Origin of the sequence: Ruthenibacterium sp. (assembly GCF_017421385.1) — a bacterium.
Lineage (GTDB): Bacteria > Bacillota > Clostridia > Oscillospirales > Ruminococcaceae > Ruthenibacterium > Ruthenibacterium lactatiformans.
On sequence record NZ_JAFOIN010000013.1, the window covers coordinates 21,684 to 46,276 of the forward strand.

Below are 24,593 nucleotides of genomic sequence, written 5' to 3' on the forward strand. Positions count from 1 at the left end.
CTAATTACCGTTGTACACGTCCGGAACCGTCGCCGCCCGCCAGCTTTTCCACTTCGGGCACGGTGACGAAGTTGTAGTCGCCCTCGATGGAGTGCTTCAGGGCGGAAGCCGCCACCGCGAACTCCACCGCAGCCTGGGTGTCCTTGCCGGACAGCAGGGCGTAGATCAGGCCGCCGCCGAAGCTGTCGCCGCCGCCGATACGGTCGATGATGTGCAGATGATACAGCTTGGAGAAGCAGTACTCATCCTTGGCCACGTTGTAAAGCATGGCGCTCCAGTCGTTGTCAAAGGCAGATTTGCTCTCGCGCAGCGTGATGGCGACCATCTCGAAGTTGAATTTGTCCGCCAGCTGTTTGGCCACGCTCTTATAGCCTTCCTTGTTCAGCTCGCCGCCGGTGATGTCGGTGTTCTCGGCCTCGATGCCGAATACGTCTTTGGCATCCTCCTCGTTGGAGATGCACACGTCTACATACTGGCACAGCTCCGTCATGGCGGCGCGGGCTTCGTCGCGCGTCCACAGCTTGCCGCGGTAGTTCAGGTCGCAGCTGATCTTCACGCCGTGAGCTTTCGCGGCCTTGCAGGCCTCCTTGCAGATCTCCACCACATTGGCGCCCAGCGCCGGGGTGATGCCGGTGAAGTGGAACCACTCCACGCCCTCAAAAATGGCATCCCAGTCGAAATCAGCCGTAGTCGCCTCGGAAATGGCGGAATGGGCGCGGTCATAAATGCACACGCTGGGACGCTGGGAAGCGCCCTTCTCGTTGAAGTAGATGCCCACACGGTCGCCGCCGCGGGTGATCTTGCTGGTGTCCACACCGTAGCGGCGCAGGCTGTTCACCGCCGCCTGGCCGATGGCGTGGGCGGGCAGCTTGGTGACGTAAGCGGCGTCCAGGCCATAGTTGGCCAGGCTGACGGCCACGTTGGCCTCGCCGCCGCCGAAAGTGAATTCCAGGTGGTCGGCCTGGACGAAGCGCTCGTAGTTATAGGGCTGCAGGCGGATCATCAGCTCGCCGAAGGTAACAACTTTCTTTGCCATGAAAAAATACTCTCCTGTCTTTTATATATCTTATCTGCAATTATAAAAACATTGAACCGCAAATGCCGCAGCTCAGGCCGCTTTTTACAGCCTTGCTGTGCAAAGCTGTAAAAAATTACTTCTGCACGAGGTGGACGGCGAAACCGGCGATCTCGTCTTTGAAGTAAATGGCCTTGGGGCTGGCGGTCTCCTCGTTGAACTCGAAGCCGCGGCTCTTGAAATAGGCGATAGCGCGGGGCAGCGTGTTGGTGCCGATGGCGATGTGGCCGTTCTTTCCCAGATACTGCTTTTTCATGATCTCAATGGCCCGGCTGCCGCAGAAGATGCTGCTGTTGCCCTCGGAAACGTCGAAGCCGAACATCAGCTCGAACAGCTTGGCGGCCTTCATGGCTTCCTCGGCGTTCTCGGTGTTGATGCCGATGTGCTTGACCTCGAAGCCCAGCATGGTGTTGACGGCCTCGCGCGTCAGACGCTCGATCTCGTCCCAGTTTTCGGCCTCGATGAGGTCCTTCTTCACCATCCAGGTGCCGCCGCAGGCAATGATCTTGTTAAAGGACAGGTAGTCCAGCAGGTTTTTGGCGTTGACGCCGCCCGTGGGCATCCAGCGCAGGTTTGTGTAAGGGCCGGCCACGGCTTTCAGCTTGGCGACGCCGCCGTTCTGTTCGGCCGGGAAGAATTTCACAACGTCCAGGCCCATGCTCATGGCCTGCTCCATCTCGCCCGGAGTAGCGGTGCCGGGCATCATCAGCATGCCCTTGTCGATGACATATTTGGTGATCTCGGGGTTAAAGCCCGGGCTGACGATGAACTTGACGCCGGCGGCGATGGCTCGGTCCGCCTGCTCCTTCGTCAGCACGGTGCCCGCGCCCACCAGCATTTCAGGTACTTCGGCCACGATGCGCTTGATGGCCTCCTCGGCCGCTGCGGTGCGGAACGTGACCTCGGCCGCGGGCAGGCCGCCTTTGACCAGGGCCTTTGCCAGAGGCACAGCCTTGTCTGCGTCGTCGATGGCGATGACGGGCACGATGCCGATGTCGTAGATTTTCTGAATCACGTCGTTCATAGCAATCTTCTCCTTTTATTCCCGGTGGGGGTGTGTTCCATATTGTGGAACGCCGTTCCACTTTCTTTCTGGCTTCATTATAAACGAACAGGTTTTATTGTCAATGCGATTCTTGCGTTTTTTGCCCAAAAGCGGATATTTCTTGCATCCAAGCGGGGCCGGGGGCTTGCGCTTTGGCGCAAAACAAGTTACAATACAGACGGAAAACCGTTTCGCATTGTGGAACGCAACAAAGAAAAGGAGGTGCTCTTGTGGAAAACAGCAACGGCGGCGTGCAGAGCGTGGCACGCATCTTCGCACTGATCGAAGTCCTGTGCGCACACCCCAAGGGCGCGTCCCTGCAGACCATCAGCGCCGAGAGCGGCCTGCCCAAAAGCACGGCGCACCGGCTGCTCTCCAGCCTTGTATCGCTGGGCTATGCGGTGCAGGACAGTTTCTCCACGCACTATCGGCTGACGATGAAGATGTTCGAGCTGTCCAGCGGCATCGTCAACGATATGGATATCATGTCCGTTGCAAAGCCGCATCTGGACAAGCTTTCCCGCCATACGGGCGAGGCGGTGCATCTGGTTATCCAGGACGGCGTGGACATCGTATACATCTATAAGGCGGAGGCCGGCGCCGGGCTGGGCGGCATGCGCATGTCCAGCCATGTGGGGCTTCGCATCCCCATGTACTGCACAGGCGTAGGCAAGGCCATTTTGGCCACCCAGAGCTACGGCGAGGCCGAACGCGTGTGGCGCAAAAGCAGCATCCGGGCGCTGACAGCGCATACCATCACGGATTTCGACGCATTCATCGAGCAGCTCAAGCGCGTGCGCATGGCGGGCTATGCCATCGACGACGAGGAAAACGAGCTGGGCATCCGCTGTGTGGCGCTGGCGGTGCCGGGCATGAACGGCCGTGCGGAGGCGGCGTTCAGCATCTCGGGCCTTGCCGCGCAGATGACGGACGACCGCATCGAGCATCTGGCGCGTATGGGCCTTGCCGCGCGGCAAGATATTCTGCGCGACCTCGGCTGGAAGTAGATCGCGGCATACAGGCACAAACGGGTGCGGCGCAGAATAAAATTATCATAAACAATCGGCGCAGGGAAAATACCAAAAAAGAAAAAACACGTTCTGAGGCAGCATTCCGCTTCGCTTCAGGGCGTGTTTTTTGTTGTTTATGCTTTTTGCGCGCGGTTTTGCACCGCGCCCGCTTTCTATGCTACTGCGCCAGCCGTGTGAGCACTGCGCCGGGCTGCGTCATCACCAGGTCTCCGCTGTGCATCAGCAGCGTGTCGGCGTCCTGCGCGAAGAAAACATAGGTCTCCTCCGCGCTGGGGCGCGTCAGCGTCAGAACGCCGCTCTCATAGCTCCACGTTCCCAGATACGTCGTCATCCCCTGATACACATTGCACATGAACATAAACGTGCCGTCGGCGTATAGCTCCAAATAGGGATCCTGCTCCCCCTCCGTGCGATCCTGTACGCTGGTAAAATGCCCCGGCCCCAGCGTTTCCGGCGCATCCTCCGGCGGTTCGGACGGCAGGCAGGAGGAGGACGCACCGGAGAAAACGGTCTCCTGCGGCGCAGCGGGGGCGGAAAGCGCGCTTTCCGCCGCACCGGAGGAGGACGCACTGTTCTGTTCCGCCGCGGAGCTGCCCGCGCCGCCGGCACAGCCCGCCAAAAGCGCAAGCGCAAGATACGCCGCCAGCAGCGCCGGCGCGCGCCGGGCCCTTCGTTTTCCCTTTTCCTGTATCATATCTTCAGGCCTCCTGTTCCGCCCTGCCCTTCCCGGGCCTTTTCTGTCCGGTCCATTCCGGAGCCGGGTCCTTTACCGGGCGTTCAGCGCGGCGTCCTGCGCCGCGATCCACGCGCCCACTTCTTTGCCCAGCTTCGCCAGCGTTCCGGGAGCAAACGGGCTGTCCAGCCCGGCCGCCGCCACGAGACCCGGATACGTCTTGCCGCCGGCCTCGCCCACCAGAGCCAGGTACCGCCGCCAGGCGTCCTTTTTGTCGTGCAGAAACGCGGTGAAGAACTGCAGCGCCACCGTTTGGGCCAGGCAGTAGTCGATATAGTAGAACGGCACCTCGTAGATGTGCAGCTGGCGCTGCCAGCCCGCGCCGCGTCCGTAGAAGGGCAGGCCCGCGAAGTCCAGCCAGGGGCGGTATTCGCTTTCCAGCTTTGCCCATACTGCGTTGCGCTCCCCGGGCGTCAGGTCCGGCTCGGCGTACATGATGTGCTGGAATTCGTCCACCATGGTCCCGTATGGCAAAAAGTACATCGCGTCCTCGGCGTGGGCCAGTTCATACCGGGGCGTGTCCGTGCCGAAGAATTTTTCGTGATGCTCCGCCGTAAGGAACTCCATGGACATGGAGTGGATCTCGCAGCTCTCCATGCCGGGCTCCTCCAGAATCATGGGAAGGTCTTTCCGCGCGGCCACCCACGCGGCAAAGGCATGGCCCGCTTCATGCGTCAGTACGTCCACGTCGTCGGACGTGCCGTTGAAGTTGGAGAAAATGAAAGGCGCTTTGTAATCCGCCAGGTAGGTGCAGTAGCCGCCCGGGGCCTTGCCCTCCTTGGAGAGCACGTCGAACAGGCCTCCGTCGAACATTTCGTCAATAAATTCCGCCGTCTCGGGGCTGAGGGCATGGTACATTTCGCGGCCCGCGGCCAGTATTTCCTCCGGCGTGCCGTGGGGCGCGGGGTTTCCGTCCGCAAAGCAGAACGCGTCGTCGTAGAATTTCGGGTCCGCCACGCCGGTGCGGGCATACTGCAGCTTCTTCAGTTCCGCCACCACGGGCACGAAATCTTTTTTGATCTGCGCACGGTAGGCGGCCATGTCCTCCAGCGTGTAGCCGATGCGCCGCATGCGGATGGCGCCCAGGGGGATGAAATTCTCATAACCCAGCTTTCGTGCCTGGGCCGTGCGGTTTTTCACCAGCTTATCGTACAATTCGTCCAGCTCGGCCCGGTGCGCATCAAACCATGCTCCCTCGGCTTCGTAGGCGGCTTTGCGCACGGCTCGGTCCGGGTTTTGCTTGTAAAGGCTCATCTGGCTGACGGTATTTTTTCTGCCGTCAAATTCGATCAGCGCCGAGGCGTACAACTTTTCATAAGCCGTGGTGAGGGCGTTTTCCTCCGCCATCAGCTCCAGAATGGCCGGGTCGGAGGACTTGACGTCCACCTCCATTTTTTCAAAAGTGAGCCTGCCCAGCGCCTGCTCCAGCTGTGTGCGGAACGGCGAGGCCAGCAGCGCGCGGTACACGTCCAGCTGGGCTTCGCCCAGCGCCGGGCTGTTTGCGTCAAAAAATTCCCGCTCGGCTTCGTAAAACGCATCCCGCGTATCCACGGTGTGGCGGATCTCAGCCAGGGTGGACATGGTGGAGATATGGCGGCTCAGCGTCTCAAATTCCCGGAACGCCTCCAGCTGCGCCTGCGCGTCCGGCGCGGCGGCGATGCGCGCGCGCAGCGACGCAAAGGTTTCCCGCGCCGCGTCAAAGTCCGGGCGAGCGTACTGCATCTGTTCAAATTTCATCCAAACAACTCCTTTTTCGCGGCGCACGGGCCGCGCCTTGCATTACAATTGTATCTTATCATAGAGCGGCGGGAAAGAGAATATGCAAAACGCCCGGCGCCCTCCAAAAGAACCTGGGCCGGGCCGTCTGCATTTTACGGCTGCGCCGCGGCTCCGGCGCGCGCTTTTTCCATGCGCGCGGCGGGGAGCAGCGGCAAAAGCGCCAGCAGCGTCACCAGCCCCGAAATCAGAAACAGACTGTTGCCGGGCACCATGCCCGCCACGCCGTTGACAATTTTTTCAACGCCGAAAGCATTGATAACAGGGGTGGCAATGGCCGGGCCGACGATCATGGGCACGCACACAAAGAACAGCTGCTTCACACCCTCGAACTGGCCGCGCTGGTCCTCCGGATACAGGTTTTTGATCCACGCTGTCAGCGCCTGCAGCACCAGGATATACCCCGCGCCGGCGCCGAACACACCGATAAGCAGCGGAACGAACGCCGTGGAAAAGCTGACGCCCAGAAGGCCCAGCAGATTACAGCCCACGGCCGCCGCGATGACCGGCCCGCACTTGCCGCGGTCGATGAAGCGGGCGGCGGGAATGGTGAGCACCGATGCGGCCAGCAGGCCCGCGCCCTGCACCACGCCCGTGAGCGTGTAGTCCATACCCAGGTTGTCGGTAAAGTAAACCGTGATGTACGGGAAATATACGTTGAAGCCGATGAAATACACCATCATCACCAGAAACACCCAGAACAGCTCCCGGTTGCGGCCCACGATCTTATAATCGAACACAGCGGCGAACTGGTGCCAAAAACCCCGTGGGTCCCGGTTGGGGGCGAGGCCCGGCGCATCCCGCAGCGTGAACAGGCACAGCACGCCCACAGCAATGACCATGCCGCCCATGATGGTGAAAAACGCGAAGAAGTCCAGCGCGTCAATGATAATGCCCGACACAATGGCCCCGAAAATGGTGGCGAACACCGGCATCACGGCCAGCGCGCCGCCCACCTTGCCGCGGTTGCCCGCGCTGGAGATATCGGTCGTCCAGGGGTTGAACGCGCCGTCATTGCCCATGCTGCCGAAAAAGCTCATCACCGCGTCCGCCAGCACCACGCAGGTGGCCGCGAGCCACAGCGGATCTTTCGGCAGGAACTCCGTGACGCCGAAGCCGATGGTGAACACGCCCCACAGGATGTACCCGAACGCGATGAACGGGCGGCGCCTGCCCAGCCTGTCGCTTGCAGTGCCGATGAGGAACGTGCAGAAGGTGGACACCACGGCGGAAACGCCCACCATCCACGCCACGATGGACGGGTCCGGCGCGATCTTCCGGTATACAAAGGTATTGAACCAGGAGTTTTCGATGTTCCAGCAGATCTGCCCCGCCATTCCCAGCACCCAGATGAGCGCCCAGTTTTTGCGCGATATCTTTTCCATGCGACTGCCCCGCTTTCCGCAGACAGCGCGCCCGCAAGCGGCCCGCCGCCCAAAATATTTTTCATTCTGCCTGTATTGTATCATGGGGCGCAGCGCTTTGAAAGAAAAAACGCGCGGATACTTGCAATTTTCCTTCCGCCGTCCTATAATAACCCTATCGCAGAGTAGAAGCCTGCGCGTTGGCCCCCAAAAAGGGCCGCAGTGCCGTTCCGACGGGGAGTTGCGGAACGGACGAAAAGCACCGCTTGCGGTGCAGGCTTCGCATCCCGCTGCTGCATGACGAATGCAACACGGGCCTGCCAGGGCCGCCCGGAGCCGCGCGCAAGCGCGCCGCCGTGCGGCTGTGCGCGGGCCTTTTGCCTCCTTTATGCGGCAACGCCAAAATAAAGGAGGTTTTTTCATGTCTGCTTTTCAATCCACATTCGATTCCCTGCGCGCCTTTCCCCGCCGCCTGTCCGACGCCGCCCGCGAGGTGCGGCGCACCGCCAGTCTGGCCGGGGCCGCCATGCTGGCGGCGCTGAGCCTGGTGCTCAACCAGTTTACCATCGCGGTCAGCCAGTTTCTGGAGATCGGCTTTTCCTTTCTGGCCGCAGGAACGTGCGCGTTCCTGTACGGCCCGTGGCTGGCCGGGCTAATGGGCATCGTCACCGACGTGGCGGGCTACTTTTTGCGGCCCAACGGCGGCTTTTTTCCCGGCTTCACGCTCAACGAGTTCCTGCTGGGCTTTTTATACGGCTGCTGGCTGTACAAAAAACCCGTGTCCCTGTGGCGCACGTTCTGCGCCTGCCTGTCCGCGGTGCTCGTCATCAACCTGGTGCTCACGCCGCTGTGGCTGAATATCATGTACGGCAACGCTTTCGTGATTTCCGGCATGCGGCTTATCAAAAATGCCGTTAAGCTGCCTTTGGACACCGCTTTGCTGTATTTTCTGCTGAAAGCTGTGGAAACGCACCGCAAAAAAGCTCTGTAACGCAAAACAGCCTCCTTTCCGCCCCCGCACGCGGCGCACGCCGCGCGCATACCATGGGGCAGAAGGAGGCAATTTTTATGCTTGAAAATAATAATGCAGTCCTCGCCGTAGTCGATCCCGTCTATCCCGGCACCGCTTTGCGGCCCGGCAGCTCCGGCAGCGAAGTCGCGCGGATGCAGACCTATTTGAACGGCCTGCGCGACGCCAAGTACCCCACCCTCAACCGTCTGGTCGTGGACGGACGGTACGGCTCCGCCACCGCCAGCACCGTGATGCAGTATCAGGTGATCAACCGTCTTTCGATGGACGGCGTCATCGGCCACGATACCTGGAACGCCATCGTCAGCGATTACAATGCCACCATCGGCGGCAGCGCCGACACCTATCCCGGCATTCCCCTGCGCCCGGGCGACCGCAGCCAGGATGTGCGCCACATGCAGGGCCGTCTGAACGAAGTTGCACGCATCTACACCGGCATCAGCACGCAGACCGTGGACGGCGCGTACGGAAACAATATGACCAACGCCGTGCGCCGCTTCCAGCGCCAGTTCAGCCTTTCCGCCGACGGCATTCTGGGCAAGGATACCTGGAACAAGATCGTCTCCGTGCATAACGCCATGCAGGCGGGCAACCCCACGCACGTTACCACTCAGTATCCCGGCGTACCGCTGCGCGTAGGCTCCACCGGCGATTACGTCCGCTTTGTGCAGAGCTATCTGAACGGCATAAGCGGCCGTCCTCTGCTGACAGTGGACGGAAATTACGGCCAGAACACCACCCGTGCCGTAGGTCTGTTCCAGGCCACCGCCGGCCTGCCGGTAGACGGCGTGGTAGGCAGCGCTACCTGGGCGGCGCTCATCCCCGCATTCAACGCCACGCTGTAAGGCGGCGCTCATCCCGCGCGGCCGTATCGCGCACCCGGCCCGGGAGGCGTCCGCCTCCCGGGCCGGGATTCTTTATTGTCCCGCTATAAAAAACTTATCTCAATGGCCGCCGGCCGGGGACGGGCCGCATGGCCCAAAAACAGCCGATGGCCATTTTTATGGAGATTGAGCGCATTGGATGTCCAAGCTGCCGCCGCACTCGAGACAGGGCGTTCAGCCGTACATTCTTTCCAGACAGGAGCCGGCGGACAAAGCTCACTGCCCGCGCGCCTGCGCCAGCAGGGCGCGAAAGGCGGCTTCCTCCAGGATCTCGATTTTTCCCTGGCCGCTTTCGTTCAGAGCGGCGGCCTTTTCCTCCTTGCCGCTGCGCCCGCCCGCACCCACCAGCGCCGGGTCCTGTGCGCCCGCGACCAGATAATCCGTCTTGCGGGAAACGGCGCTCTTCACATGGGCGCCCAGCTCCGCAACCGCCTGGGCTGCTTCGGCCCGGGGCATCTCCATGTCGCCGGTAAATACGACGGCTTTGCCGTAAAACGGGTTGGAGGGGTCTGCATCCGGGTTTGCCTCCACGTTCTTCAGGGCTGCACTCTTGCGGGCAAAGGCCGCGTAGCGGCTGTTTGCCGCGCCTTCCGCTTTTCCACGCGCGGCTATACCAGCCCGGGACGCGCGCCCTGTCCGTCCCGTCCCCACGGCCTGCCCGGGGACGGACGCCGCCGCGCCATCTCCGCCAAAGGCCGGAGCCTGCATCTCCCGCAAATAATCGTCGCACACAAGATACGTCATGCCGTCCGCTTCCACGGCGACCACCAGCCAGCCGTCCTCTTTGGAACGGTTCTGAAACCCCACAATCTCGCAGGGGCGGGGCGACGCGGTATAGATGCCCTTATACCACAGCTGCCGGGCCTGCGCCGCCGTCAGCGGGCACAGGCCCAGGCATTTGAGCAGGCGCAGCATATCCTCGGGCGGCAGCGTCTGGTATGCTACCGGGCCCCGGGGCGACTGCCCCCACGCGGGCGACGCATTGCGCGTTGCCCAGCGCAGCAGCCCGCCGTCCACCAGCCGCTCGTAAAGATACAGCGTGGCCCGCACGTCGGCCAGCGCGTCGTGCGCCTCGAATTCATAGCCGAAAAACGACGCGACGGCGGAAAGGCTTCGCTTCTGCCCGCCCATCTGCTGCGCAAAAGCGGCCATTGGGTCCTCCCCCCAGCGCAGCCCGCGGGACGGAATGCCGTAGGCATCCAGGAAGGCTTTTTCAAACCCGTCGTTATAAGCCACCACCCGCCGCGCGCCGGATAAAATCTCCTGCAGGCGCGGCACAAGCGCCTCGAAGGGAGGTTTGCCGCACACGTCCTGCGGTGCGATGCCGTTCACCTTCTGCGCGTCGGCCCACGCCGTGTGACGCTGTGGGCGGCAGTATTCGTTCATCAGCACCGCTCCGGTCTCATCCACCACCGCCACCTGCAGCACCTCGTCCTGCCCCGGCACAAGGCCCGTTGTCTCAAAGTCCAGCACTGCCAGTTCCGTCATGCTTCTCCCCCGTTCCGCCTGTTTGTACAAAATCTTCTTACAACTATTATACAGCCGCCGGTTTCATTTGACAAACCGCTCTTTTTCCCTTACCATTATAAGCAGAGCGTTCCCGCCGGGAGCCGCGCGCCGCGCCGCTTTTCCCGGCGGGAACTCCGCATTGACGCCGGGAGGAGGAACGCCGGGATGCCGACAGAAAAAGCCGCGCCGCACAGGGCCAAAAAGGAAAAGAGCCGCGTATACTCGTTCTTCCTGCTTTCGTATACCCTTATTCTGCTCGTCTCTCTGAGCAGTTGTCTGTTTTTCGGAGCGGAGGTCGCCCAGCAGCTGCGCCGGGAGGAGGCCCTCAATAAGCAGGCTCTGCTCACCTCACTGAAAAACGACGTAGAGGAAAACCTGCGTTATGTGGAGGAGCTGGGCAACAGCCTGGTGTTCAACTCCCGGCTGCAGTTCCTTGTGAAGCATCCGTCTGTTTCCTCCGTGCACGACGCGATGGACCAGATGGCCGGGATGGCCGTTTCGCGGGATTTCCTGCTGGATTATTTTCTTTATGTGCGCAGCACCGACGAGGTCGTCACCTCCACGGTGCGGATGAGCGCGGACAAGTTTTTCGATATCATCTACGAATTTACCGATCTCACAGCCCAGGCGCTGCGCGAAGGCACGCTGGCGGAATACCATTTTCAGGATTATCTTCCCGCGGGCGGGCTGCGTCAGTACGATTCTGACACGGTGATCCGCGTCATTCCCTACGTCCAGTCCATCCCCATCAGCAGCAGCGCGCCTCCGCCAGGACAGGTGATGCTCCTGCTGGACAGCGACAAATTCTTTGCGCATGCGCTGTCTCTTCAGTCCGCTACGGGCGGCAGCGTCTATGTGCTGGATGAAACAGGCGCGGCCGTGTACCAAACGCCGGACGCGCCCGGCCTGCCCGCCGGAGTGCTGAACAGCGCGGAGGCCCTGGTGACCGCGGACCATATCTCCTACACACGCTATGTCTCCGAGGAAACGGGCTGGACCTACTTTATCACGTCGCCCGCCAATCTTTATTTTACCGACAACCTTTCCACCATCGGCTTTTTGGGTGGTGTATTTGCCGTATACCTGCTGCTGGGGCTGTTTCTGGTGCGGCGCATCGCCCGGCGCAGCTACCGCCCGGTGAAGGACATTAACGACCTGATTTTACAAAGCGCGCCTGGCGGCGCGGGCGACGACGAATTCGCCGTCATCAAGTCCACGCTGCTCAATCAGATGCGCTCAGGCACCGAGCTGCAGCGCATCATCGAGGCCCAGCGCCCCGCCGTAGTGCGGGACCTGCTGCTCCAGCTCCTGCTGGGGCAGACGCTGGACTGGGACGGCGCGCGCAGCCAGCTGGAAGCCCTTGGCGTGCGTTTCGGCGGCGATGCATATATCGCCGTACTGGCCGAGGCGGACCTGGACAGCGCCTTTTTCCTGGATTCCAATATCCCGCTGGAAAATAACCTTTCCGTGGCCCGGCTCGTGCTGCAGAACGTGGGGTGCGAGCTGTTCGGCGCAAACGCGGCCTGCCAGTATCTGGACCTGGGCCGCGCACAGGGCGTATTCCTGCTTTCGCCGCCTTCAGGAGAGAATGATGCCGCCGCATTGGCGGCGGCATCCCGCCAGGGGGACGCCCTGGCGCGCTTCTGCGCACAGCAGTTTGAGCTTGATATCTTTGTAGGCGTTTCGGCCATGGAGCAGGGGCTGGAGCAGCTTCCCCTTTGCTACGACGAGGCCCGAAAGGCGCTGGAGTACAGCCGCCTGCAGGCCGGAGGCGGCACGGAGCCCGTGCTGTTCACGGCTCTGGACGTTACCCATTCGGACTATTATTATCCGTTGGAGGCCGAACAGCAGCTTCTGCAATATGTGCGCGCCGGAGACGCGGCCAAGGCGCAGGAGGTGCTGGGCCGCATCTTTACCGCAAACTTTGAAACAAAACGTGTGAGCGCGGCTGCCGCGCGCAGCCTGCTGTACCAGCTTGCCGCCACGCTGCAGCGCCTTGCCAACAGTGACGCGCTGGCGCAGGGCGGCGGCGCGGACTTTGACGAACAGCTTGTGGAGCAGGTGGTGAACAGCTCCAGCATCGACTACGCCCGCCGCCGCTTGTCCGAGCATATCGCCCGGCTTGCCGCTGCCCATGAAAACCGCGCCCAAAGCAAAACGGAAAAGCTGGTGGAGCGCATCGCGGCGTACATCGACAACTGCGCGGAATCGGAGTTCCCCGACCTTACCGTTCTTTCGGAAGCGTTCGGCGTGACGCCGCAGTACATCTCCAACGTATTCAAAAAGTACCGGGACGAAAATGTCAAGGATTACATCGCCAGACGCAAGCTGGCCCAGGCCAAAGCGCTGCTGACCGGCACCGACCTGCCGGTGCGGGAGGTTGCCGCACGGCTGGGCTACGCAGGCGAGATCGGCATCATCCGCCTGTTCCGCAAGTACGAGGGCACCACGCCCGGCGATTACCGTGCGCAGCACAAATGAAGCGCAAAAGCGCTTTCTTTCACCGCAGCCGCCGCTTTGTCAGGCAGAACCCTAAAAGCAAACAGCCCGCCTTCTTCCGGAATATTACATCCGGAGGAAAGCGGGCTGTTTTTTCTCAAGGGCCCGGCCGGAAAACGTCCCGCGGCCGCTTTTGCAGGCAAAGTCGGCTTTCTTCTGCCCCATTCAAATGCCGTCCGCCCAGGGGAAGGCCAACGGCAGCGGCAGCAGCCCGGCGGGAACGGCCTGCGCGCCGGGCACCAGCGGGCTGTCCGGCCCGAACAGCAGACGCGCGGCGTCCAGCGGCGGCAGCACAAGGTCCGGCGCCGCATCCTGCGGCTCCGCGGGGCGCACCCCCTCTGCCCCCGGCCCGAAGCGCAGACGCCCCTGATTTTCTACTTCAAGTATAAATTCATCTAAAATCGCCGTATCGTCATAAGTGCACTGCAGCGCCATTGCGGCGCGGGCCGCAGCCGCCCAATGGAAAACGCGGTAGCTGTGGTTTGGCACACAAACGCCCTGTTCCGCCACAGAGGCAAAATAGGCAAGCTCCGCCCGCTGCCACGGGTAAAGCTGTACACGTACACCGGCAGCTCCCGTATGCTGTGCCAGGGCCGCCGCAAAGGCCGGCAGCAGCGCCGCATCCGGCAGCACCAGCTCCTGCAGCCGCGGCGGTTTTCCCTCCGCCAGCGCGCAATAGCCCGCGAACATGCCGTCCTGCAAAACCGCATATGGCTCGGCGCGCCAGCTTTGCAGCACGGTGAGGAACGAGGCGTCCCCGCCCCGGGCGCACGTTACGGGCTGCTTTTCATGCAGTGCCCGGGCGCTCTCCAGCCAGCTGGGGTATTCCGCCAGAGGCGCCAGCGCCACGCCGCCCGTCCGGATATCCCGCACGTTGCGCGGTGTGAGCGTAAACTCCCAGTGCGCGCCCGCGGGTACATACCCGAAGCGCTCGTACCGCTGGCGCTGGCCGCCCAGCATGGCAATGTCACAGCCCGCCGCCTGCATACGCTCCTGCGCGTCCTGCATCAGCAGGGCCAGATGCCCTTTGCCCCGGCTGCGTCCGTCCACGCACACCGTGCCGATGCCTCCCACGCGCAGGGCTGTTCCAGCTATGTTGAAATCCTGTATCTTCAGGCAGTACAGCCCTGCGGGCGCGCCGTCCTCATACAGCACCGTATGCAGCGGCGCGCTGTCGGCGCCCGGCCCGTACAGCTTGGGCAGCAGCGTGGGGAAATCCACCTTCCCCTCCGGCGTGCGGAACGCCTCCTCCGCAAACGCCAAAAGCTCCTGCAGCTGCTCCGGCTGCGCCTGTTCCAGATGAACCATCCAAACGACCCCTTCCCTGTTCTCCTTTTACAAAAGGGGCGCGGACGCCCCTTCAGCCAGTATACCACACCTTTGGCTGAAAAGCCCGTCCGCGCCGTTTCTTTTTTGCTGCGCCGCAGGAAAAAGCCTGGTTATCAGGCCATCACGCTTTTTTCAAAATCCGCCACATCCACGGTGCGGCCTGTCAGGCGGGATTCCTCCGCCGCAAAGGCCATCACATGGCTGTGGACGGACTGGGCGATGGTGTTCGTATTCTCGCGTTCGCCCTTCAGGATGGAGACAAATTCTTCCATAATACCCTCGTCGCCGCCGGAGTGGCCCGTGCTGCCGGGCTTGACGGTGTATACCGCAGTGGTGCCCGTTCGCACGCCCGCGCCGAACTGCGTCACCTCAATGACGTTGTTGTCCATGGAAGCGCGGATCTCGCCTCTGGTGCCCATAAATTTGACGGTGCGGTCGCATGCGTCGGAAAACGCGCACATCGTGAACGCCACGGTGGTGCCGTTTTCAAACAGGAGGCTGGCCACCTGATGATCCACCACATCGTTGTCGTTGTGGAACACGCACTTGCCGTAGGGGCCTTCCTCCAGCGCCTTTTTGCGCGCCTCATAGCTCTGGTCCGGCCCCAGGGCCGTCAGCGCGGTGGGCCAGGGCGTATTGTCGTCCAGGTACAGCACGGGCGCGTAGTATGGGCAGGAGCCGCTGTGCGGGCAGCCGTCGGTGCAGCGGGCGGGGCTGCCCGCGGGGGCATTCTCCTCCCGGAAATAGCGCAGGTCGCCAAAGCTGGAGACCGTTCTGCACCGGCTGCCCAGCAGCCAGGAAAGGATATCCATATCGTGGCAGCATTTTGCCAGGATCATGGGGCTGGAATCCGCCGTCTTATGCCAGTTGCCGCGTACATAGCTGTGCGCGTAGTGCCAGTAGGCCACGTTCTCGGTATGGGTGACGTGCACCACGTCGCCGATGACGCCGGAGTCGATCAGCTCCTTGAGCTTGCGGTAGAATTTGGTATAGCGCATCACATGGCAGACCATGATCTGCGTGCCCTTTTCCTCGGCGCGGCGCTGCAGGTCCAGACATTCGCGCGCACTGGGCGAGATGGGCTTTTCCAGCAGGATGCTGTACCCCAGGTCGATGGCCTGGCAGGCATACGCATAGTGCTGGCTGTCCTGGGTGCAGATGAGCACCGCGTCCGCCATGCGCGGCCGGGCGAAAAACTGCTCCGCCGTCTCGAACACTCCTTCGGCGGGCACATGGTAATCCTGGACGAATTTTTCCCGGCGGCCCTTATGCGGGTCCGCCACCGCCACGAACTCAATTTCGTAGCCGTGCATTTTTGCGTAAGGCGCATAGCAGTATTGGCCGCGCTCTCCCGCGCCCACCAGCGCCAGCTTCAGTTTCTGTTTCATTTCCTGTTCCTCCCTTGCTGCGGGCGCGCACGGCGGCCCGCCTTTCCCGTGCGGCGCGCTTTAATACGCCGACATTTTCGCCGCATAACTGCGGCTGATCTCGCAGCTCATGGGCTGCCCTGCCAGAAAGCGCCGGATATCCTGCGTCACGCTGCGGGTGACGGCCAGGCGGCGGTCCACCGTGGGGCCTCCCATGTGGGGCATCAGCAGCACATTTGGCAGCTTTTCCAGCGGATGGCCCGCGGGCAGCGGCTCGGTCTCGTACACGTCCAGCGCGGCGGAAAGGTCCGGCCGTGCGGCCAGCACCTCGCACAGCGCCGGCTCGTCGATGACTGCGCCCCGCGCCGTATTGACAAGCAGCGCGCCGGGCTTCATGCTCTGCAGCAGCTCCCGCGTGACAAGATGGTGGTTTTCCGGCGTCATGCCGCTGTGGATGGAAATGATGTCGCAGGTGGCGAACAGTTCCTCCAGCTCGGCTTTTTCCATGTGGCAGCGGTCCAGCTCGTCCTGGCCGATGTGCCGGGAAAACACCTTGATGGGACAGTGGAACGGCGCCAGCATGCCCACCACATAGCGGGCGATCATGCCGTAGCCCACAATGCCCACGCTGCGGTCCAGCAGGCCGCGGTTCGCAAAGCTCTCCGGCCATATGCCGCCGGCCAGGTTCACAGAGTGATAGGGGATCTGCCGCAGGCTGGCCAGCGCATAGGCCACCACGCTCTCGGCCACGGACTCCGCAAACACCTCGTTGCCGCTCACCACACGGATGCCCCGGCCATACACCGCGTCCGTCACATAGGGCTTGACGGAGCCTCCCGTGTGGGCAATGAGCCGCAGGCGGTCCGCCTGCGCCAGCACCGCTTCATCAAAGACCGGGGTTCCCCAGCCTGTGACGCAGATGTCCATGCCGCGTACGGCCGCGCCCAACTCGTCCTGGGTGTACTGGCGGCCCAGCGTGTTCCAGTGTACCGTGCCGATGTGCTCCAGCGCAGCCATGGCGTCGGCGTCAAAAAAGGTCCTGAATACCGCATGCTGCGGCATCGTAACCAGAATATGGATGTCGTTCATTCTGTTCCCTCCGCTTGCTGCGGGCCGCCGGGGCCCGTCAGATTGTCTCGCAGGATCAGCGGCGTGCCGGGCGCGACGGCTGCCTCGCCCGTCCGCACCACTTCGATCCCGTCCCGGAACCAGCAGCCCTCCACGATCGCGGGCCGCTTTGCGCGACGGCTGCGCTGGGTCAAAACCAGCTTTTCAGCCGTGCAGCCGCGCATCTGCAGGCCGTCCGCGTTCAGCAGAAACGTGCCGCAGGGGCCGTAGCCCTCCGTATTCACACCGTCGTAGGCGCCTGTGCGGCAGACGGCGACGTCCTGCAGGGTAAGATCGCTGACCTTTGCGAAGCCGATGCCCCAGAAGCCCGTGTGCCGCACCACTGTGATGCGCTTTGCACTGCTGCCCCAGGTGGGACCGCTGTTGGCGAAGCTGAGCAGGCCGGAATTGCCCACATAGGTAAGGTCGTGCTCGAACTGGCCGTGGGTGACGTAGGCCCCGTGAAAATCGCCGTCGCCGTGACAGTTCTCCACCATGCAGTATGCGCTGCCCGTAAAATCGTTCAGGTGGCGCGCGTTGGATGTGGTGCAATCCCGCACCTTGCCGTACAGACAGTGGATCTGCTGCGTCAGATATCCGGTGCCGCCCACCACCACCTCTATGGGATTGGCCAGACTGCACCGTTCGGTGACGTATTCGGTGTTGTGGCGGCGCAGCAGCACGGGCCAGTAGGTATGCCGCGCCCGCACGTCCCGCACGTCGCACCGCACCGCGTACTCAAAGGCCAGCGGCTGCGCGCCCGTCTCCTCGCCGCCCTCGTTGCCCCGGAATTCCATATCCTGCACGCAGACGCGCTCAATGGGTTCAACGCGCCGCCAGGTCATCACACGCCCGGCGTCCAGCGGCCATCCCATCTTATAGTTGACGCGCACATGGCTTTCGTCGATGCGCTCGGTGACGCACAGCAGCTTGTCGATCTCTTTTTCCTCACGGCCCGCGAGGCTGTTGACGCTCACCTGCCACCAGGAATACAGCGGGATGCCGCCCGCGCCGGGCACCTCGAACACATCATACAGCTCGCGCATGGGCTGCGCCAGCGGAAAAGTACGCACGTCATCCCCCGGCACGCCCGTAAAGTGAAACAGCGCGCCGAAGGGATCGTTGTGCTTTGCGTGCTCCACGCCCTGTGCCGTTACTGTGTGGCCGGTGAAATCCAGCGTGACGTGCCCGCGTGTGAACATGTGGCGGCGTGTGAAATTCACATCTGTGCCGAATACGATGCGCGTTACGCTCCCGTCCGCCATCAGCGCGTCCAGCGCGTCGTCCGCCGGGACGTCCGGGCCGAATACGCCGAAGCAGCGCGCATCCACCGTTCCGCTGTGGCACAAAAGCCAGCGGCCCGCGGCGGGCATGCCCGCGGGTGCAAGCACCGTGCCGCCGTTTGGCCCGGCTGTGCTGTTGGGGTCCCAGCGGTACAGCCAGCTGCCGTCGCCGGGTACAAGGCGGCCCAGCACCTGGGCCACGTCGCCCGCATGCAGTGTAGCTGCGGGCAGCTCCAGCAGGCGCGCCGCGGTCTCCACCGTATGGATCATTGTGGTTTTCCCTCTTTCTTTGCCATTGGCCTTTAAAAAAGGCCGGGGGGCTGTTTCCCCCTTGGGAAGCCCCCCGGCCGGGTGCGTACAAAACTTATTGGATGGCTTCGTTCCAGCGGGCCAGAGCCGCTTCCTTGATCTCCGTCAGCTCGGCAAGGCCGATCTTTTCGAGGGAAGCAAGATAGTCCTCCCAGCCGGATTCAATGTCGGTATCACCGACGATAAATTTCGTTGTCATCATCAACACCTGCGTATACAGATCGTTTTCAATGACATTGCCGCGCTCGGATTCCTCGGCGGTAAAGCGCGCGTTCTGGGGATATGCATTCTTGATGTTATAGTACGGAGCCTGCATCTCTGCAACCTGCTCGCACTTCATCTCCATCAGCGGGCTTCCGGCAGGCATCGCATTGAATTCCAGCAGGCCGGGCAGCTCCATGTTCACAGACACCGTTTTGTTGATATCACTGAAGCCGGTGATGGGGTCGATCCAGGAATAGGCCGTCTTGGTATCATCGGTGTATTCCCAATGCTCGCCTTCCCAGCCCACAAATGTCGTCAGGCCGCTGAAGCCTTCCACTGCGTCTTCCTCGGTGGCATAGAACATATCCAGCAGACGGATGGCTGCCACAGGGTCGGAGCATTTGTCGGTGATGAACGCACGGCCCGGATACATGTAAAGCGGCTGTTTGACGACCTTTTCGTCATTGGTGGCGCTGGTGAGCGGCGGCAGGCTGAGCTGCTGCGCGGTGGTGGAGGGGTCCAGCGTGGTGGGGCTGCCGCTGTAAATGCCGCACTGGTCAGCCTTTACCTTAGCCTGCCACTGCTGTGCCGTCTGGGTGGAGAACTCGGGGTCCAGCAGACCTTCGCTGTACAGCTTGTTGGCATATTTCAGGAATTCCTTGTACTCCTCGGTGGCCGGGGCATACACGACCTTGCCTTCGTCGTCCAAGTTAAAGCTCAGGCCGTCGGGCAGGCCCGTAAAGGCCGGAATGAGCAGGTCGCGAATGGTGGTGGTGAGGCCCACGCAGGTGAAGGGGATCTCATCGCTGGGGTCGCCGTTGCCGTTTGCGTCCTGTTCTTTAAAAGCGACCAGCATATCGTACAGCTCATCGGTGGTCTCAGGCACTTTATCAACGCCCACATTTTTCATCCATTCTTCACTGAAAAACGCAGTGTGGCCCTGTACGGTGGCCGTGTGGAACACATACGGCAGGCCGTAGATCTTGCCGTCCATGCTCGTCATGGCCGCTTTGACGTCGGGATATTTTTCCATCATGGCCTTGATGTTGGGCGCGTACTGGTCGATGAGGTCCGTCAGGTCCAGAAAAATCCCCTGCGGGCCGTAGGTCTCCTCGTCGGTAACGGCCATATTGGCGTCGGTCGCACTCTTATCGCGCAGGATGATGTCGCCGTACTCGCCGCCCACCAGCGCAATGTTTTTCTGTTCGGGCCAGGTGCCGGTCTCGGACACTTCAAACTCAAAGTTGATGTTGGTGATCTCGGACAAGCGCTGGAATACTTCCAACTCGCTCCAGTCCGGAGCGCCGGGGTCTTTTGCACCCATGATCTTAAAGGTGATCGGCTCGTTTACAATTGGATACTCACCCACGGGAGTAACGTTGCCCGTCCCCTCCGCCGAAGCGGAGCCGGACGCCGCCGAACCGGATACGGCCGCGCTGGACGACGAACCGCCGCCGCAGGCCGCCAGCATGCTGACGCACAGCACGCCGGACATTGCAAGGGATGCCAGTTTTTTCAGTTTCATATTGCTTCCTCCTGTTTTAATAATTGTATCACGTGCGGAGCGGCAAGGGAATCATCCCTTTACCGCGCCCACTGTTACACCTTTGACAAAATGCTTCTGCACAAACGGATAAATGCACATGACCGGTACCGAGGCCACAACGATGAGCGCATATTTGATCTGCTCGGCGATGCGCTGTTCCTGCGCCGCCAGCACGCCCGTATCCCCGCCTTGCTGGAGCATCTGGGCGTTAAATTCGCTGCGCATCAGTATCTCGCGCATAACGATCTGCAGCGGCTGCCAGTCTTTGTCGCGCACGTAGATCATCGCCGTAAAATAACCGTTCCAGTGTGTCACCGCAAAGAACAGCGCCATGACGGCTATGATAGCCGTGGAAAGCGGCAGCACGATGCTGAAAAAGAAGCGCGTATTGGAACAACCGTCGATCTCGGCAGCCTCCCGCAGCTCGTTTGGGATATTGGTTTCAAAAAAGCTGCGGCTGATGATGATGTTCGTCATGCTGGTGGCGCCCAGAATGACCATGACCCATGGATTGTTGTACAGCCCCAGGCTTTTCACCGTCAGGAAGGTGGGAATCAGGCCGCCGGAGAAAAACATCGTGAACAGGAACATCAGCGTGAAAAACTTGCGGCCTACAAAATCCCGGCGGGAAAGCGCGTAAGCAGCGGGCAGCGTAACGGCAAGGTTGATGAGCGTCCCGCCTGTGGTATAAATCAGCGTATTGACATAACCGCGCATCACGCCGTCGTCGGCGAACAGGCTCTTATAGCCGTCAAAGGAAATATCCTTGGGCCAGAACCATACCTGGCCTCCGTTGACAAGATCCGGGTTGCTGATAGACGCGATGATGATGAACCACAACGGATACAGACAGATCAGGAACACGCATGCAAGCAGGAAATAGTTGATGAAATTGAATATCTTGTCGCTTCTTGTCTCTTTAATAACCATTGCAGGCGCCTCCTTACCACAAAGATGTTTCGCTGATCTTGCGGGAGACTTTGTTCACCGTCACAAGCAAAATCAAGTTGATGATATTGTTGAACAGGCCCACAGCGGCCGACAGGCTGTACTGGGCGCGTTGAATGCCCAGCTTGTAAACATAAGTGGAGATGACCTCCGACACCGCAGTGTTGCTGTCTGTCTGCATGAGCAGCACCTTTTCAAAGGAAAGGTTCATGATGCCGCCCACGGCCATGATCAGCATGATGACGATGGTGGGCATAATGGCCGGCAGATTGATGTGGATGATACGCTGCAGCCGTGTAGCGCCGTCGATGGTGGCCGCCTCGTGCAGGTCCGGCGAAACGCCCGCCAGCGCGGCGATGTAGATGACCGCGCCGTAACCCGTGGCCTGCCACACGCCGCTCCAAACATACAAATCGTTGAACAGCGCATCTTTCATCAGGAACATCTGCGGCTCCGCTCCAAACAGCGCGCCGATATTGTTGGCAAGACCGTTGTAGGAAAAGAACAGATTGATCATGCCGACGAGCACCACGGTGGACACAAAGTACGGCATATAAGTAATGTTCTGCACAGCCTTTTTGAACCGGGTATTCTTCACCTCGTTGATCATCAGTGCCAGAAGAATGGGCATCGGGAAACTGATGGCGAGATAATACAGAGAAAGCCCGATCGTATTCCGCAGAATCTCCCAGAAATTCACCGAACTGAAAAACGTAATGAAATGCTTGAACAGCGGATCTGCCCATTCACTGCCCAAAAAACCCTTGTTGGCGACAAAATCCTTGAAAGCGATCTGCACACCGTACATCGGTACATAGGCGAAAATCAGGAAATACAAAAATGCCGGCAGAATAAAAAGATACAGCACCTTATTGCGCTTCATCAAAATCCAGTTTACATTTTTACCGGTGGCCGTCCGCCGCCCGGGCATCCGCAGCTGAATTTTCCGGCGTGTCTTTACTTCAGTCTCCATGAGTTGGGTCGTTCCTCCTTTGCTTGTGCCGCCCAGCCTCTTTGCCGGCGCGGCCGTTCCCGCTTTTCTTATATTAGGTTTATATATAAGCTGCGGGGCAGCCTCCGGGCTGTGGCGCGGCCCGAGAGGCGTTCGGCGCGGCGTTCTGTGGTGTTCCCGCCGCGGTTCCTTGCTCTGTTTTCAGCATATCATCCGTCCGGGGCCGGGTAAATTGCCAGAAATTAAGCCCCCGCAATCAAAATTAAAGATACCGCGCAGGCGCGGCAAAACGCCGCGCTATCATTTTTTAAACCGGCTTTCAAAAATTACACTTTTCTCCGCTCCGGGCGGCCTGTAAAATAGAAACCGCATTCTTAAAAAATGTCACTTTACGCCGCAGCCTCGGTCCTGCATAATAAAAGCAGGTCCCGCACCGCGTCCTTTCGCCGGCGGTGCGGGCGGCTGTGGCGGCCTTGCGCGGAAAACGACTTTTCCAAATACAGGAGGAACGACGGAAATGTGGACGGAAGAAAGACTGAACAAAATGCTGACGACGCCGAGCGAGGCGCTGAGCGTGGAGCTGGGAAGGTTGGAGGGAGACATCCTGGTGCTGGGCGCGGGCGGAAAAATGGGGCCGACGCTGTGCGTTCTGGCAAAGAACGCGCTGCGGGCGGCGGGAGTGGAAAAGCGAGTCATCGCGGTGTCGCGCTTCAGCGACCCGCTGGTGGTGGAGCTGCTGCGGGAGAACGGGGTGGAGATGATCAGCGCGGACCTGCTGGCGCCCGGCGCGCTGGACAGCCTGCCGGACGCGGAGAACGTCATCTACATGGCGGGCAAAAAGTTCGGCACGGACGGCAATGAATACGCCACCTGGGCGATGAACACCTGGCTGCCCAGCCGGGTGGCCGAGCGGTACCAAAACAGCCGCATCGTGGTGTTCTCCAGCGGGAACCTGTACCCGAAGGTGGGTGTGCACAGCGGGGGTGCCACGGAGGAGACGCGGACGGAGCCGGTGGGCGAGTACTGCATGTCCTGCCAGGGGCGCGAGCGGATGTTCGAGTACGCGGCAAAGACCTACGGCACGCGGGTGGCGGTGTACCGTTTGAACTACGCGGTGGATCTGCGGTACGGCGTGCTGTACGATATGGCCCACAACATCCTGGAGGGAAAACCCATCAGCATCACCACGCCCAGCTTCAACTGCATCTGGCAGGGGGACGCCAACGAGGCGGCGCTGCGTCTGCTGGGGCATGCCTCGGCGGAGGTGTTCACGCTGAACGTGACGGGGCCGGAGACCGCGGGCGTACAGGAGACGGCGAAAAAGCTGGGCGCGCTGCTGGGCAGAGAGCCCATATTCACAGGGGAGGCGTCGGACACGGCGTATCTGAACAACGCGGGAAAGATGTTCCGGCTGTTCGGCTATCCCACGGTGCCGCTGGAAACGCTGATCGAATGGCAGGCACAGTGGATTTTGGACGGAGGGCGCGCATTGGGCAAGCCCACGCACTTTGAAGAGAGGAAAGGGAGCTATTGAGTATGGGACGGCATGAAGAAGCGCTGAAGATCCTGCACGGGGGCACGGTCATCCCGGCCATCCCGCTGGTTCTGGACGAAAACCGGAAATTCAACGAGGCGGGCCAGCGCACGCTGATCCGGTATTATCTGGACGCTGGGGTGGGCGGGCTGGCAGTGGCGGTGCACACCACGCAGTTCGAGATCCGCAAACCGGAGGTGGGCCTGTTCGAGCCGGTCCTGCGCGTGACGAAAGAGGAGATGGACGCATACGAGGCGCGCACGGGGAAAACGCTGGTGCGCGTGGCGGGCGCGTGCGGTGAAGCGGAGCAGGCGTGCGCGGAGGCGCGCACGGCAAAGGCGCTGGGGTTCGACGCGGTATTGCTAAGCCCGGGCGGGCTGGCGCACCGGACGGAGGAGGAGCTGGTGGAACGCACCCATGCGGTGGCGGCAGAGATGCCCGTGATCGGGTTTTACTTGCAGACGGCCTGCGGCGGGCGGCGGCTGTCGTATGAATACTGGAAGGCCGTGGCGGACACGCCGGGCGTGGTGGCCATCAAATGCGCTTCGTTCAACCGGTACCAGAGCATCGACCTGGTGCGGGGCGTGGCGTACAGCGCACGGCGGGAGGAAATTGCGCTGTACACGGGCAACGACGACAACATCGTGGCGGACCTTTTGACGCCGTACCGGTTCCCGGTGGACGGCAAAGAGGTGGAGCTGCGGTTCGTGGGGGGCCTGCTGGGGCACTGGTCGGTGTGGACGCACAGCGTTGTGAAGCTGTACGAAGAGCTGCGGGAATACCGGGACGGCCGCGACATCCCGGCGGAGCTTCTGGCGCGGGGCGCGGCGGTCACAGACTGCAACGGCGTGTTCTTCGACGTGGCGCACAACTTTGCCGGATGCATCCCGGGGGTCCATGAGGTGCTGCGGCGTCAGGGCCTGATGGCGGGCACGTGGTGCCTGGACCCGGACGAGACCCTCAGCGAGGGGCAGGCCCGGGAGATCGACCGCGTGTATGAGATGTACCCTCATCTCAACGACGACGCGTTCGTTGCGCAGAATCTTGAAACATGGAAAGCGTGAGCGG

19 protein-coding genes and 1 riboswitch are annotated in these 24,593 nt (G+C 61.4%); of the genes, 6 read left to right on the forward strand and 13 right to left on the reverse strand.

What is annotated here, in order from left to right; translation table 11 throughout:
• Positions 1-4 precede the first annotated feature (4 nt).
• The gene (locus tag IIY41_RS01440; RefSeq protein WP_009323793.1) at positions 5-1,036 is read right to left on the reverse strand and encodes a sugar kinase; all 1,032 of its coding nucleotides are present in this window, start codon (positions 1,034-1,036) and stop codon (positions 5-7) included.
• A gap of 115 nt (positions 1,037-1,151) precedes the next feature.
• Complete coding sequence (locus IIY41_RS01445) at positions 1,152-2,099, reverse strand: bifunctional 4-hydroxy-2-oxoglutarate aldolase/2-dehydro-3-deoxy-phosphogluconate aldolase (protein ID WP_009323791.1); 948 nt, start codon at positions 2,097-2,099, stop codon at positions 1,152-1,154.
• A 251-nt stretch (positions 2,100-2,350) separates the two neighbouring features.
• On the opposite strand from IIY41_RS01445, the gene IIY41_RS01450 reads away from it, so the two are divergent.
• A complete protein-coding gene (locus tag IIY41_RS01450) occupies positions 2,351-3,127 on the forward strand; it encodes an IclR family transcriptional regulator (RefSeq protein ID WP_009323789.1) in 777 nt (258 codons plus the stop codon).
• A gap of 181 nt (positions 3,128-3,308) precedes the next feature.
• Here IIY41_RS01450 and IIY41_RS01455 read toward each other — a convergent pair whose 3' ends face one another.
• From IIY41_RS01455 to IIY41_RS01465, 3 genes are all read right to left on the reverse strand, one after another.
• Positions 3,309-3,845 (reverse strand): hypothetical protein, encoded by a 537-nt coding sequence (locus IIY41_RS01455; RefSeq protein ID WP_009323787.1) that lies wholly within the window; start codon positions 3,843-3,845, stop codon positions 3,309-3,311.
• A 72-nt stretch (positions 3,846-3,917) separates the two neighbouring features.
• Positions 3,918-5,621, reverse strand: coding sequence for a M3 family oligoendopeptidase (locus IIY41_RS01460; RefSeq protein WP_050005532.1), 1,704 nt, complete (start codon positions 5,619-5,621; stop codon positions 3,918-3,920).
• Between the two features lie 134 nt (positions 5,622-5,755).
• Positions 5,756-7,045, reverse strand: coding sequence for an MFS transporter (locus IIY41_RS01465; RefSeq protein ID WP_058723245.1), 1,290 nt, complete (start codon positions 7,043-7,045; stop codon positions 5,756-5,758).
• A 158-nt stretch (positions 7,046-7,203) separates the two neighbouring features.
• A riboswitch (THF riboswitch) is annotated at positions 7,204-7,319 on the forward strand.
• A 126-nt stretch (positions 7,320-7,445) separates the two neighbouring features.
• Here IIY41_RS01465 and IIY41_RS01470 point away from each other — a divergent pair.
• Positions 7,446-8,015 (forward strand): folate family ECF transporter S component, encoded by a 570-nt coding sequence (locus tag IIY41_RS01470; protein ID WP_117473975.1) that lies wholly within the window; start codon positions 7,446-7,448, stop codon positions 8,013-8,015.
• A 77-nt stretch (positions 8,016-8,092) separates the two neighbouring features.
• Positions 8,093-8,899 (forward strand): peptidoglycan-binding domain-containing protein, encoded by an 807-nt coding sequence (locus IIY41_RS01475; RefSeq protein WP_287399344.1) that lies wholly within the window; start codon positions 8,093-8,095, stop codon positions 8,897-8,899.
• Between the two features lie 255 nt (positions 8,900-9,154).
• On the opposite strand, the gene IIY41_RS01480 is transcribed toward IIY41_RS01475, so the two are convergent.
• Positions 9,155-10,426, reverse strand: a complete 1,272-nt coding sequence (locus tag IIY41_RS01480) for an exonuclease domain-containing protein (RefSeq protein WP_287399346.1) — start codon at positions 10,424-10,426, stop codon at positions 9,155-9,157.
• A 186-nt stretch (positions 10,427-10,612) separates the two neighbouring features.
• On the opposite strand from IIY41_RS01480, the gene IIY41_RS01485 reads away from it, so the two are divergent.
• Positions 10,613-12,928, forward strand: coding sequence for a helix-turn-helix domain-containing protein (locus tag IIY41_RS01485; RefSeq protein WP_050005534.1), 2,316 nt, complete (start codon positions 10,613-10,615; stop codon positions 12,926-12,928).
• A 183-nt stretch (positions 12,929-13,111) separates the two neighbouring features.
• Here the strand turns inward: IIY41_RS01485 and IIY41_RS01490 are convergent, their stop codons facing one another.
• The 7 genes from IIY41_RS01490 to IIY41_RS01520 all read right to left on the reverse strand — a co-directional run bounded on the left by IIY41_RS01490 (position 13,112) and on the right by IIY41_RS01520 (position 22,012).
• Entirely contained in the window at positions 13,112-14,254 is a 1,143-nt protein-coding gene (locus IIY41_RS01490; RefSeq protein WP_287399349.1) for a GNAT family N-acetyltransferase, read from the reverse strand.
• 134 nt (positions 14,255-14,388) lie between these two features.
• Positions 14,389-15,663: a Gfo/Idh/MocA family protein gene (locus IIY41_RS01495; RefSeq protein ID WP_287399351.1), complete on the reverse strand. Its 1,275-nt coding sequence runs from the start codon at positions 15,661-15,663 to the stop codon at positions 14,389-14,391.
• Positions 15,664-15,723: 60 nt separating this feature from the next.
• Positions 15,724-16,731, reverse strand: a complete 1,008-nt coding sequence (locus tag IIY41_RS01500; protein ID WP_009323770.1) for a hydroxyacid dehydrogenase — start codon at positions 16,729-16,731, stop codon at positions 15,724-15,726.
• Complete coding sequence (locus IIY41_RS01505; protein WP_117459898.1) at positions 16,728-18,302, reverse strand: hypothetical protein; 1,575 nt, start codon at positions 18,300-18,302, stop codon at positions 16,728-16,730. The genes IIY41_RS01500 and IIY41_RS01505 overlap by 4 nt, the downstream gene beginning before the upstream one ends.
• A 94-nt stretch (positions 18,303-18,396) precedes the next feature.
• Entirely contained in the window at positions 18,397-20,070 is a 1,674-nt protein-coding gene (locus IIY41_RS01510; RefSeq protein ID WP_009323766.1) for a type 2 periplasmic-binding domain-containing protein, read from the reverse strand.
• A 51-nt stretch (positions 20,071-20,121) separates the two neighbouring features.
• Positions 20,122-21,021 (reverse strand): carbohydrate ABC transporter permease, encoded by a 900-nt coding sequence (locus tag IIY41_RS01515; protein WP_117473981.1) that lies wholly within the window; start codon positions 21,019-21,021, stop codon positions 20,122-20,124.
• 13 nt (positions 21,022-21,034) lie between these two features.
• Positions 21,035-22,012, reverse strand: coding sequence for an ABC transporter permease (locus tag IIY41_RS01520; protein ID WP_009323762.1), 978 nt, complete (start codon positions 22,010-22,012; stop codon positions 21,035-21,037).
• A 496-nt stretch (positions 22,013-22,508) separates the two neighbouring features.
• Between IIY41_RS01520 and IIY41_RS01525 the strand changes: the two genes are divergently transcribed.
• Positions 22,509-23,525 (forward strand): NAD-dependent epimerase/dehydratase family protein, encoded by a 1,017-nt coding sequence (locus IIY41_RS01525; protein ID WP_058724085.1) that lies wholly within the window; start codon positions 22,509-22,511, stop codon positions 23,523-23,525.
• 2 nt (positions 23,526-23,527) lie between these two features.
• Entirely contained in the window at positions 23,528-24,589 is a 1,062-nt protein-coding gene (locus IIY41_RS01530) for a dihydrodipicolinate synthase family protein (protein WP_117461493.1), read from the forward strand.
• The last annotated feature ends 4 nt before the right edge of the window (positions 24,590-24,593 follow it).